Origin of the sequence: Psychrobacter sp. ANT_WB68, assembly GCF_008369115.1 — a bacterium.
GTDB lineage: Bacteria > Pseudomonadota > Gammaproteobacteria > Pseudomonadales > Moraxellaceae > Psychrobacter.
In genome coordinates this window covers 280,081-292,462 of the sequence record NZ_VOAZ01000001.1, presented here as the reverse complement: position 1 = coordinate 292,462, position 12,382 = coordinate 280,081, and the positions used below count along the sequence as shown (strand labels likewise).

10 protein-coding genes are annotated in these 12,382 nt (G+C 43.5%); all 10 read right to left on the bottom strand.

The features are described from left to right. Positions 1-40: 40 nt before the first annotated feature. Positions 41-1,861, bottom strand: coding sequence for a GAF domain-containing hybrid sensor histidine kinase/response regulator (locus FQ084_RS01255; RefSeq protein WP_262880615.1), 1,821 nt, complete (start codon positions 1,859-1,861; stop codon positions 41-43). Positions 1,862-1,882: 21 nt separating this feature from the next. Continuing rightward, positions 1,883-2,689 (bottom strand): ThiF family adenylyltransferase, encoded by an 807-nt coding sequence (locus FQ084_RS01250; RefSeq protein ID WP_262880660.1) that lies wholly within the window; start codon positions 2,687-2,689, stop codon positions 1,883-1,885. Between the two features lie 164 nt (positions 2,690-2,853). After that, entirely contained in the window at positions 2,854-3,840 is a 987-nt protein-coding gene (locus tag FQ084_RS01245; RefSeq protein WP_149488828.1) for a TatD family hydrolase, read from the bottom strand. 88 nt (positions 3,841-3,928) lie between these two features. Beyond that, the gene (locus FQ084_RS13175) at positions 3,929-4,105 is read right to left on the bottom strand and encodes a hypothetical protein (RefSeq protein WP_188032869.1); all 177 of its coding nucleotides are present in this window, start codon (positions 4,103-4,105) and stop codon (positions 3,929-3,931) included. A gap of 328 nt (positions 4,106-4,433) precedes the next feature. After that, complete coding sequence (gene gspD / locus FQ084_RS01240) at positions 4,434-6,686, bottom strand: type II secretion system secretin GspD (protein WP_149488827.1); 2,253 nt, start codon at positions 6,684-6,686, stop codon at positions 4,434-4,436. Positions 6,687-6,866: 180 nt separating this feature from the next. Then, a complete protein-coding gene (locus FQ084_RS01235) occupies positions 6,867-7,778 on the bottom strand; it encodes a type II secretion system protein N (RefSeq protein ID WP_262880614.1) in 912 nt (303 codons plus the stop codon). Beyond that, the gene (gene gspN, locus FQ084_RS01230) at positions 7,779-8,627 is read right to left on the bottom strand and encodes a type II secretion system protein N (protein ID WP_149488826.1); all 849 of its coding nucleotides are present in this window, start codon (positions 8,625-8,627) and stop codon (positions 7,779-7,781) included. 208 nt (positions 8,628-8,835) lie between these two features. Then, positions 8,836-9,162 (bottom strand): H-NS histone family protein, encoded by a 327-nt coding sequence (locus FQ084_RS01225; RefSeq protein WP_262880613.1) that lies wholly within the window; start codon positions 9,160-9,162, stop codon positions 8,836-8,838. A 378-nt stretch (positions 9,163-9,540) separates the two neighbouring features. Further along, positions 9,541-10,209: a single-stranded DNA-binding protein gene (ssb, locus tag FQ084_RS01220; RefSeq protein WP_149488825.1), complete on the bottom strand. Its 669-nt coding sequence runs from the start codon at positions 10,207-10,209 to the stop codon at positions 9,541-9,543. A gap of 108 nt (positions 10,210-10,317) precedes the next feature. Continuing rightward, positions 10,318-11,682, bottom strand: coding sequence for an MFS transporter (locus FQ084_RS01215; protein WP_149488824.1), 1,365 nt, complete (start codon positions 11,680-11,682; stop codon positions 10,318-10,320). Between the last annotated feature and the right edge of the window lie 700 nt (positions 11,683-12,382).

Genomic DNA, 12,382 nt, shown 5'->3' with positions numbered 1-12,382 from the left:
TTAACGTCTGCTCTTTCTTAGAGTGCACTATCCTTAAACATTATTCTTCCATCGATTGCTTATGCATTAGCCAATATTGCACCAAAGCATTAAGCTGTTCTTGTTTAAAGGGCTTGGTGCAATAATCCTGCATACCGACATCGAGGTATTTCTTGCGCTCGCCATCCATCGCATTGGCGGTCAAGGCAATGATAGGTGGCAGCACTTGCGGATCATAAAGCTCATGCAGCTTAATGGTTGCCTGTACGCCATCCATAATGGGCATATGGTGGTCCATCAAAATGATATCATAGAGCTCAGGATTTAAAGCAAAAATCTCAATCGCTTGTTGCCCATCAGTGACATGAGTGACCGTATGACCGCTATTATTAAGTGCTTTTTTAGCAATCATGGCATTCACGCTGTCATCTTCAACCAATAGAATATGACCGGCAAGCTCATGGCTCGGCGCTGTCATGGTAAAGTCGTTTTCGTCTTGCCATGTCTCGTAACCTACCTCGTCAATAGTCGGCAACGGCAGTAACACGGTAAATGTCGTACCGATACCGACAACGCTATCCACTTCAATATAGCCGCCCATCAGCTCCACCAACGACTTACAAACAGACAAACCAAGTCCCGTACCGCCATAAAGGCGATGCGTATAGGTATTGGCTTGATCATAAGCGTCAAATATCGCTTCCAATGATTCAGGCTTGATGCCGACACCCGTATCTGTGACTTCAATACAAAGCGTCATGTCTTGATGATTAACCAGGCCGCCAGCATAGGTATCGTAATGAAAAGCCTGCTCTACATGACTGTCTAAACAACCTTCTTCATGATACTTAGAGTTGTGCTCACCCTGTTTATCCTCACAAGGGTTATTTTCCATGTGCTTAACGTCAATCGTCACTCGACCGCCTTCGCGGGTAAATTTGATGGCATTATTGACCAGATTGACCATGATTTGCTTCAGCCGTACGGGGTCGCCTTTGACGTAAGGCGATAATGACTCAGTGTAATGGTAGTCTAAAATTAAACCACGCTGGCGAGCTTTGACTGCAAACAAGCTCACCACTTCATTGCAAAGACTCGATAAGTTCATCGGAATAGAATCAATAGTCATTTTGCCCGATTCAACTTTTGATAAGTCTAAAATGCCATTAATAATCGCCAGCAAATGCTCATTTGAGACTTTGATATTATCGACATACTCTTGCTGTTCAGCGCTCAGCTTGGTTTCGCCTAACATCTCCACCATACCAATAATACCATTCATCGGTGTGCGGATCTCGTGGCTCATGTTGGCTAAAAACTCTGATTTCATCTCATTAGCATGCTTAGCTTGACGTTGTTGATCTTGTAGCTGCAAAGCATCGGCGGCCATCATAGCGAACTGCGTTAATATTTTTGCTTGCTCATTACTAAAGTCATGATGCGGTTGCATGTCCATCAAAATCATAGAGCCTAAACGGTAGGTTTTATCTCCTTCATGCATAATGATTGGCGCCCCAGCGTAAAAACGCAGATAAGGTGGCTCTGTAATCAATGGATTTTGGCTAAAACGACTATCTTCTGCTAAATCCGATACCACAAAAACCTCATTTGATAACACGGTATAATTACAAATAGCCACTTTGCGCACCGTCGTACAGACACCACCTAGCCCATGACCCGATTTTAAATATTGGGTTTCTTGGTCCATAAAGGTAATGGCAACTACAGGCATATTAAAAAATAGCTTCGCAAGCTGCGTTAAGCGCGCAAAAGCAGGTTCTTGATTAGTATTTAGCACCTGATATTTTTTAAGCTTATTGATACGCTCAACTTCATCTGTTGCGATGGGATAATCGTTTTTTGGCACGTTGGATGTAGACAAAATGGACTCCATTAATTCGTATCAGACACTTGGCTTAACCGCCGCCTGCTTAAGCAATAATTGTAATGCCTCGCTTACCATCAACATCGCGACTACTGAGGTAACGACTACCGCTGAGCCATAACCGCCGCAGTGCAAACCGCCTGTTTGACAGCTTTTATCAACGCGTGGTGGCTCTGTCGAGTAAACACACTTGATGCCAAACTTTTCTTTTAGCGCACTATTGATGCCTTTTTCATGACGCAATTTATTGCGTAATTTAGCCAATAACGGATCTTGATAACTGTCGCGTAAATCACTTACCTTAATATGGCTTGGATCTATTTTACCGCCCGCCCCGCCAGCACAAACCAACTTTAACTTGTTAAAGCGACAATGTAATGAAATCGCAAGCTTGGCATTCATGTCATCGACACAATCTAAAATCACAATCGGATTGTTTTGTGCCGCTGCTTTTGCTTGCTCGCGACTGGGCAATAATTCAGCGACGTTTTCAGGGGTCAAAAAATCATCAATCAAATGTAGCATGACTTTTGGATTGATCTCACGGATACGTGTCGCCATTGCTGCAATTTTACTTTGCCCAAAAGTGCTGTCTAACGCCGGTAGCTGACGATTGACGTTAGAAGCGACTAACACATCCAAATCAATCAGAGTAATAGTGCCAACTGCTGTGCGAGCGAGCGCTTCTGCTGCCCAAGAACCCACCCCCCCAACACCAATCACATAGACATGCGCTGCGGCAAAGGTATCAACGGCAGATGTACCATATAGAGTCTGAGTGCCTTTAAAACGACGCTCATACTGCTCGGACGAATCGTCAGTCATGTTTGCCTCAGAAGCACGTTGGTGCTCATTAATGGCGATGCTGTCTAGGTTATCTAGAATATTTGGTTGTGTTGTGTTCTGCTGTGATTGCACTTTTTCAGTCATAAAAAATTAAAGCTCTATTAAAAGGTTTTTTTATTATCAATCAATGGCTTCTGCCGTTATTAGGTTGGGTAATACCAATCCGTTTGCAAAGCACTGCAACTGTTGTGCCACAATTTCTGAGCCAGAATAGCAAGGGGCACATCGAGTAATTCACTTAAACTCTGTAATACCCATGGCAGATTGGCAGGAACATTTCTATTATGAGCGGGCGCATCGCCCCACTCATTATCTGGGCTTTGTCCAAGCGCCGACTGACTACTACCCGATTCCTGACACATAATGGGTGTCATATCTGGACAGTCCGTCTCAATCACCAAACAATTAATACCATAACTATCAACAGCCGCTTGAATAGCGCGGCGTAACTTCTTCGCATTTGGATTGGTCACTTGACCCGTCACCCCAAGCTTAAAACCCAATTTAACAAATGCTTTCGCCTCTTGCTCACCACCACTAAAACTATGGGCAATACCACCAAGCTTATGCGCATCATAGTCATGCGCTTTTAATAACGCCAATGCATCAGCGTGCGCTTTGCGGATATGCAGCATCACCGGTAACTTGTGATGAACCGCCATATCTAATTGAGCATTAAAAAAATACTGTTGTTTTGCAAACATTTCAGGCTGCTTCATTTCCTCAGTAAAAGTATCCAAACCAATTTCACCGATAGCCAATGGACGCTTTTTATCCAGCATTTGTGCCATACTTTCTAGATGTGCCTCAGTATGCTGCTCGATATAAAAAGGATGTAAACCTAGGGCAATATGCGCGGTCAAGTATGACTTTTTCTGTGCATCTGACTGTGCTGCAAGAGACGGATACTGCTTGTTGATGAAGCGCTCGGTATCATACATGCGCTCAAAATGTCGCTGTAAATACCCTACCAATACCAGATGACGTACCCCTTGCTGATAAGCTCTTTGTAGTTGCTCATCTCTATCAATATCAAATACTGGTGCATCAAAATGAGTATGAGTATCAATTAAAGGAAAGGTGGTAGGTAATTCTTCATTAGCGTTAAATGATGCGCCAGTCGCAATCATCAATAAACTCCAAGTTTAATAATAGTTAGAGCATTTTTTCAATCGTATTTTTTATCAGTAATGAAGCCATTATTATTAATTGCAACCTCTATTCTAGCGCTGATTCCTCTTTTTTAGTCAGTTTATTATCAACTTTATTTTCAGCGTTATCCGATAGTTTTCTATCCGCCTTTTGACTACTACGGCGCGGGATAAGCAAGAGCGCCATACTAATGGCACCCAAGGTAAGCCATTTCTTTTTATTGTTATTATTAGGATTACTCATTATTTTCACCAGAAAACTTTACACCTTGGTTAAAGACCACCTAAACACTTTAAAGAGCAATGTGCTTAAGCATACCGAATTGATGCATTGTATTTACGTACTGCACTTAGAACAAAAGCTATAAAAATTACTAATAAAAGCAATATGTTATTATATTCAAATGCATTATACGCGCATCAAGAGCATGCTGTGTGTATCTGTGTTATGAATACGCAAGATAATGCACGGCATGACTGTCGTGCCGTACAGTTAAGTATGAGTGTTATAGAATATTAGCTTAAGAATTGCCGCTTAGGGCAGTATCTTAAAACTTGTCAATCATTCGCTTTTAGCGATTTAAAGGATAAGTCGTGATACCGCTGCTGCTAGGGCTCTCTACTTTGGTAAAACCTTGAGAAGTAGTTTTTGGCGTTTGATCACGCTTAGGAACCAACGGGTTAAGCGGCATTAATTCATAGTCTGCACCGACATTGCCATTCCAGCCTTCTGTACCACTGAGCGGTAACTGTTTAATCGTGCCGTTTTTATCGATGACCAGCTGTAGGACGCGCATCTGATTGTATTTGCGCTCGGTCACACTGGCCACTGCACCGCCATCGCGTAAGATAGTCGGTTGTAAAAATATGATTAAGTTACTCTTTTGAGTCGTGTCATTGTCAGAGCGGAAAAGTCGACCAAGCAATGGCACATTCCCCAAACCGGGTACTTTTTGTTGACGGGTAGTGGTGTTATCGCGCATCAAACCACCTAAGGCAATGGTCTGCTGATCATCAGCTAAAATAGTGGTATTAATCAGGCTTTTATTGGTAATAAGTCCGCTGGCATTGCCGGCGCTGCCTGGTACCACCGACGATACTTCTTGCGAAACCTCCAAACGCACAGTGCCATTGTCACCAATATGCGGAATGACATTTAAATTGATGCCAATATCTTTACGTTCAATGGTCTGGAAGGGGTTGGTCGAAGAATCACCGCCCGTGGTATAAGAGCCAGTGACAAAAGGCACATTTTGACCGACTAAAATGCTCGCTTTTTCATTATCCAAAGTCAGAATCGAGGGCATCGACAACAGATTGGCACTGGTCGATGAATCAAGTGCTTGTAAAATAGCACCATAAAACTGAGTATTACCTTGGCTGTCTTTCTTACTATCCCCTATTCCAATCAAAGCACCTGCAATCGACCCTGCGGCCGCACTGATACCTGCACCACCCGACAAAGCTGCTGCAGCAAGCGAAACCGCACTCGCGCCAACGTTATTAAAGTTGACGACGCCATAACCACTATTGGCATTACCTAGCGCCCATTGTACGCCAAGCTGAGTCGCATCATCGCCTGATACCTCAACAATCGCCGCTTGAATCAATACCTGCGCGCGGCGGCTATCCAACTGATTAACGGCATCTTCAATCTCAAACATCAGCTCAGGCGCTGCATTAACAATGACGGCATTTTGGGTTTCATCGGCGATAATACTAAAAGGTCGACCACCAATACCGGTACCTGTGCCACTAGAGCCGGTAGTGGATAAAGCGGCGGCACCGCTATTGCCAGTATTACCATTACTGGCAATAGCGCCACTGTTGAGTGTTGAGCCTGTACTACTGGCATCGTTTAAAGAGGCTGATTCTAAGGTTGAAGTCGCACCAGAGCTATTAATGGATTGACTGGCAAGTAAGCCGCGCAGCATCTCTGCGATATGACCTGCACTGGCATATTTTAAGCGAAAAACGCGCAAACCACTCAAGCGTCTCGTGGGCGTGGTATCGAGCTGATTGACCATTTCTGTGACTTTGGCAATCATCTCAGGACTGCCTTTGACCAATAGTCTATCGCTAGACGTATCGGCGATGACTTTCAACTGATTGCTGCCACCTTGTGCTTGCCCGCTACCCGCGCTTGCTACCAAGGCGCTAATCAGCTCCATCATACGTTCAGCATCGACATGGCGTAGCGGTATCACTTGTAAACTATCATTCACATTACTGTCTAAGTCGCGGATAAGCGCTGTAAGCTGATTTAAACTATCAGCGCGATCAGACAACACCAAAGCATTGACACCTGGCACCGCTGCTGCGTGAGCAGACTGTGGCATCAGCGGTCGAATCACACCGAGTACCTCTGCTGCTTGAGTATTGGTCAAATAAATCACCCGCGTAGCCAATGCCTCACCAACACTATCACCACGCAAATCTACAGCGACACCAGATTGTTTGGCGACGTTATCGGGTACCAGCTTAATCGTCGTACCCGAATCGATAGCGGCAATACCATTGACCTGCATAACACTTAAAAACAGCTGAAAAATCTCGTCACGCGACAATGCCTTGTTGGAGATAACCGTCACATTACCGTTAATGCGCGGATCGAGGACAAAGTTTTGATCGGTAATGGTCGCCACTTCATTAATAAAGGCTTTGATATCGGCATCTTGTAAATTGACTTTCCAGCTTTCCGCACTCACCAGTCCTGTACTTGCTGCCCATAGCGGAACGGCTAAACACAGCGGACGACACAGCCGCATCAAACGCTGCAAAATATGGTGTAAAGGCGTGACCGAAAAATTGTGAAAACTGACCATATTGATAATTACCTACAGTGATGTCGCGGATGTGCTGAGTTTTGTGTGTGCTATATCTCATGGGTGCTGAACGTAATACGAACTCAACTTGATATCTACTTAATATTTTTTAGCGATTTGCCAATCATAATAGCCAGCAAACTTATATCTAAAAAGTTAGCTTTAAATGTAAAGTACTGCCTAAAACTGCTGACGAATGGTAATGACTTGATCGCCACGCTGTACCTCTATTTGTGCTTCACCTGCTTGCTTTACTTGCTGTAAGACGCTGGCATCTTGCCCAGGATTACTGCCGACGCTTTGGCCATTAACAGTCAAAACTCGATCTCCGGGTTCCAGCCCTAACCGATTACGCAGTTTAGCAGGCATGGCGGCTGTGACCTGATAGCTTTCACCTGAGGCCATGACACCCATGCGACTTAAATAACTGGCAGGGTTTGATTGCAATTCTGTAACGGCTTCATCGATTGCTGACTTCGGCTCGCCTTCACTGCCTGTTTCAGCGGTTGGTTGTGTCTCAGGATTGACTTGGTCTGGCACTGGTGTGTTAGGCAATATACTATTATTTGGCAAACGCTGATTACTCACCGCACCTGCCAGCATAGCACTTTGATCAAGTGGCATAGCTTCCGGCATTTTGATGACGATTTCTTTATCATAAGCATCAGCAATAATGACTTCATTCCAAGCGACGGCGACAAGCGTATAGTCACTGTCTTTTAAGGTGTCACCGATACGGTAATTTTTCACTTCGCCATTGACGTCCAACATTGCTGAAGACAGACTTTCTGGTATGGCCATAAGCACACCTTTTAATACGATATTAGGTGGCGGTTGGACTGGAGCAGCGATAGGATCAGGGTCAGCAAAGATGGCAAACAAACCACTATAATCTGTACTGGAGTTCGCCGTATTCTGTAAAGGTGCTAACGGTAACGCGGGTGCTAATGGAGCAGCTAGCAGCAGCCACAGTAATCGTGCTGCTGTCCAGCACAACCAGATAATGGCTAATAACAGCAACCATGCTGAAGAGCGATTTAGGGTGTTAATAATAGGTTTTAAACGGCTGGAGATATCGGCAACATTCATCATCTAGCGCGCCCCCAAGCCAGTGAGCAGCGGCTGCCGGACGCTAACCACAGGCGTATCTTGCGGTGCCTGCCCTTTATACTCTGGCATGTTTTCTAATAGACGCTGCGTTAAGCTCACATCCAACATATTATCGCCATCGATATACAGATCGCCTAAACGCTTATCTTGATTATTTACGAGATTGACATGCAGCAAGTTCTTATTGTTCTTTTGCTCAGCACTGAGCTCGGCACGCAACGCTGGCATCGTAATATAAAAAACCTTACCGCCGCTAGGATAGCCCACTTCACCGCCAACCCAAGTCAGCTGACCGTCCGCCTCACTAAAGCCAGCCGCCTTTGTAGCTGAGCTATTATTTGAACCGCTACCTGAATCGCTTGCTGCCGCATTAGAAGAAAACTGACGTTTTAACGAAACGTTATTAACCTGAATCGGGGTATTGGGCAACTGCCAATCAACCACACTGGTTAAAGTTTCAGGAGCAATTTTACCGCTCATATCCTGAATTTGCCATGAAATGGTGCCTACTTTAACCTGACCATTTAAACGGGTCTGCTCTGAGCTGATATCAACCTCTGCGGCTAACTTGCCCAATAATAAATGCCACGGCTGCCACGACCACTCAGCGGCGCCTGTTAGCGGCGTTGCCGATAAAGGCAGCTGCCAAATCGCGGACCCTTGCCATAAGTTGCCCGACACATGTTGCACATACGGCGTATCTGGTGCGTATTTTTCAAGTACCCATGCCGCCGGCATTTGCAAGACGGCAAATAGCGCAAATAGTATAAACCCAAATAGCCACCAGAGCTTGCGGGGACGCTTATAAGACGACGTGGATGCTTGGGGCACGGTACCTAACTCTTATATAAGACAAAAACGTCATTATCATAGCAAACAATGGCATACAGATGACAGAAAAAAAGCCAGTATCTTTGCACCAAAATACTGGCGATAAAGATACTGACTTTTATCTATCAGCTTGCTTATTAAGCAATCATTATCAATGACTCATTAAAGCAAAATAGAATCAGACATTAATAAAGTTTTTTTTAAATTATTAGATAGCAAAATCTTCAAGTTTACGACCTGCCGCTAGGGCATCTACCAACCAAGTCGGTTTGCGTCCGCGACCTGTCCACGTTTCTTCATTATTATTGGTATTGCGATATTTAATGCTACGTTTCTTCTCAAGTTTCTCACCTGCTTGTAAAATCTCTTCAATGCTAGCATCGCTTTCTTCAGCAATTTTTTCAAACTGCATATAAGCATCATATAAACGCTGGTGTTGTTTTTGGGCAATAAGTTGCTGGGCATTTTCTGTAATGGCGCGTAGCTCATCAACGTTTAGGTTATTTAAATCAATCACGTTATTTTTGTTCATCATAATCTCCACTTTTATATCAAGGTTATAAATCAAATAGCATGATTGCTAATGACTTATTAATAACAAAAATTGTAAGTAGCAGTAATATAAACAAAAATATAATCCATCACAAGTATTGATTGGTAGTCAATGATAAAAAGCTAGCAATCATAAACATCATTAAACAAACAACGATTTCAACTAAAGATTCGCTTTATATGACTATTTATAATAAAACCTTACTGCTTAAACCTTATTATTTTATCCGTCGTTAATATTGTCAGTTATTGATACTTTCAATTGCTCATAATTATAAAAGCCAATGGCATAAAAAAGAGCCTGTATTCACAGGCTCTTTTTTATTCTTCATTTTTTAATCAACAGTCTTTCTTATATGATTTAGAACGGAATATCATCATCTACAGGACCATCTGGCATCGCTGTCGGCTTCGACTGTGCTGGTGCTTGAGCTGGCTTATTAAATTGATTCTGCGCTGGCGCATTTTGATTGTTAAAGCTGTTTTGGTTATTGCCTTGTGACATCCCTTGAGAAGCTGCAGCGCCTCCTTGGTTATAGCCACTTTGCTGGTTATTGGCTGGCTGACCGAAATTACTTTGGTTAGATTGACCTTGATTTTGACCACCAAAGCCGCCTTGATTACCATAGCCACCTTGATTGCTTTGACCACCTTGGTTATTGCTACCAAAACCACCGCCGTCGCCACTACCGCCCGTCGCGCCATCTAGCATTTGCATTTGCTCAGCACGAATCTCGGTAATATAACGGTCTTGGCCATTAGGATCTTGATATTTACGCGTACGCAAGCTGCCTTCGATATAGACCTTACTGCCTTTACGAAGATACTGCGCCGCGATTTCGCCTAAACGATTAAACAATGAGATACGATGCCATTCCGTTGCTTCTCTTTTTTCACCGCTTTGTTTGTCTGTCCACTGCTCTGACGTCGCAACCGAAATATTGGTCACGCTGCCGCCGTTATTGAATTGACGCGCCTCAGGGTCTGCACCGAGGTTACCGATAATGATAACTTTATTAACACCGCGCATAATATCGTCCTTTTACTGATGAATAATTTGATTGCCAGCTTTAATCGAGTCTTTAGTATAAAGTATGAATTCTAGCAGTAATATGGCTTCACTTTAACCATTTTTCTGTTAAATATCTAGGGGGCTTTGGGCTAAATGCGACAGCTCTTGTCGCGACAAATCTGTGAGCTGTGTTTTATCTAATTTCAAATAAGCGACCTGCTCTTTTGCCATGACGACCAACTCATCAACGCCATCTACCGCCAGCATTTGCCGTGACCAATCTTGAATATTGATATCTTTAGGAATGGTCACAGTGGTGCTCGATAAATAAGGCGGCTGCGCAATCGGGATAATCAGCAGCAACGCAGCTGCCATGATGGCGGCCAAGAGGCCCCATGCCAACACATTCGATTGGGTTAATAGCAAACCACCCATCGCCCCACCAACAAAAGCGCCGAAAAACTGGCTGGATGAATTTAGCCCCATTGCCGTCGCTTTATTGGCGACTGGCGCGCGCTTCGATATCCACGAAGGAATCGTCGCTTCAAGTAAATTAAAGCCCATAAAATACAGCAGCAGCCCTAAAATAATACCCACACCGACCTGACTACCAATGGCCAATAACGCTAAAGCGGCAGTCATCAATGCAATCGCGCCCAAGAATACTTGGCGCATTTTACGTTTCTTTTCAGCGATGATAATAAAGGGTAACGCAACTGCAAAGCCTATAAACAATAAAGGCAGATAAACCAGACCTTGCTGGCGCACGGACAAACCCATTACCTCATTAAGCTGATGCGGCAAAATGACAAAGATGGCGGTCATCGTTAAATGCAGGGCAAAGATGCCGATATGCAAACGGTTTAAATCGGCAATTTTTAAGACATCCGATAGCTGCCGACCAATCGACTTATTATCCAAATTGTGCTTAAGCACTCGTAGTGGCGTCGGCACAAACAATAATAATAGCATTGCCAATACTGCAAAGCCTGCAGTTAGCCAAAATAGCCCTGAGATACCGAGTGAGCCGACCAATAAAGGTCCAAAGGCAAACGCCAGCATGATGGAGGTTGCAATGGTCAAACCCATCGTAGCCATCGCTTTGGTACGCATCTCTTCACGAGTCACGTCTGCTAAGAGCGCCATCAATACCGCAGAAACCGCGCCACTACCTGCCAATGCTCGACCGATAATCACCTCATAAATATCGGTGGCATTAGCAGCGATGATACCGCCGAGGGCAAATAATATCAGACCCAAAAAGATAATCGGTTTACGTGGAAACTTATCCGATGCCAAACTCATTGGAATCTGAAATATCGCCTGCCCTAGTCCATAAATACCGACCGCCAAACCAATTAAAAACGGTGTTGCATGGGCATAGTTATCACCATACACAGAAAATACTGGCACAATCATAAACAAGCCGATCATCCGCAAGGCAAATATACCACCGACCCCAAGGATTGCCCGTTTTTCTACGCTATTCATACTTGCCTCACTGGTTCATCTTTGCTGTTTAATCACTGCAGCTCTGCTTGTATTATTACGACGCTATCAAGGCTTTAGCCTACAAATTAAGCCCCCTAGTATAAGACATTCGCCGTTTGGATGCCGAAACTTTTATCTTGCTGCCGCAGTGCCACAGTTGACAATCCTTACAGACCTCTATTTAGTTAATAATTTTGTTACCAAGTGCATCTCATCGGTCATCACACCTTGAATAATGCCGCTGTCATGACAATAAAGTAAGACGTTAACAAGCTGATTGGGCAGCAATTTTCGCTAGAGATTTTTTATCTAATATCTTATTGTTAAGATGCCCTTTAAGCGGTCATGACTTTTAAAACTTCCAAACATGCTTTAAAACAGCCTTACATTTAAAGTATTACTCTTTAAAACCATGTAGTTTCTAATAAGGCTATATCATTTCTGGAAAATGATAGCTTCGTTAAATCTTTAACAAAGCACTCATGTTAGTTAACAAGCTTTTAATTTAGATTACTCTTATCAATTTCAAGTGTGAACCCTAAGTTAAATGTGAATTCTGAAGTTTTATATAGACACGTATTACTATCGCTTTGTGAAAAATCACTTTGCTATAACCTACTTTGTGAGCAAGCCTTATTTTTATAAAGCCATAGCAATTCAATCAGTAGATACAATTTTTAGCAGACCTTTATTCAATCTT

What these genes read in the sequence shown, in the direction of transcription:
- FQ084_RS01225 (WP_262880613.1), bottom strand. Translation starts at nt 9,162, where the DNA reads ATGATGAACAAAAATAACGTGATTGATTTAAATAACCTAAACGTTGAT.
- ssb (WP_149488825.1), bottom strand. Translation starts at nt 10,209, where the DNA reads ATGCGCGGTGTTAATAAAGTTATCATTATCGGTAACCTCGGTGCAGAC.
- FQ084_RS01235 (WP_262880614.1), bottom strand. Translation starts at nt 7,778, where the DNA reads ATGATGAATGTTGCCGATATCTCCAGCCGTTTAAAACCTATTATTAAC.
- FQ084_RS13175 (WP_188032869.1), bottom strand. Translation starts at nt 4,105, where the DNA reads ATGAGTAATCCTAATAATAACAATAAAAAGAAATGGCTTACCTTGGGT.
- FQ084_RS01250 (WP_262880660.1), bottom strand. Translation starts at nt 2,689, where the DNA reads ATGACTGACGATTCGTCCGAGCAGTATGAGCGTCGTTTTAAAGGCACT.
- FQ084_RS01215 (WP_149488824.1), bottom strand. Translation starts at nt 11,682, where the DNA reads ATGAATAGCGTAGAAAAACGGGCAATCCTTGGGGTCGGTGGTATATTT.
- FQ084_RS01245 (WP_149488828.1), bottom strand. Translation starts at nt 3,840, where the DNA reads ATGATTGCGACTGGCGCATCATTTAACGCTAATGAAGAATTACCTACC.
- gspD (WP_149488827.1), bottom strand. Translation starts at nt 6,686, where the DNA reads ATGGTCAGTTTTCACAATTTTTCGGTCACGCCTTTACACCATATTTTG.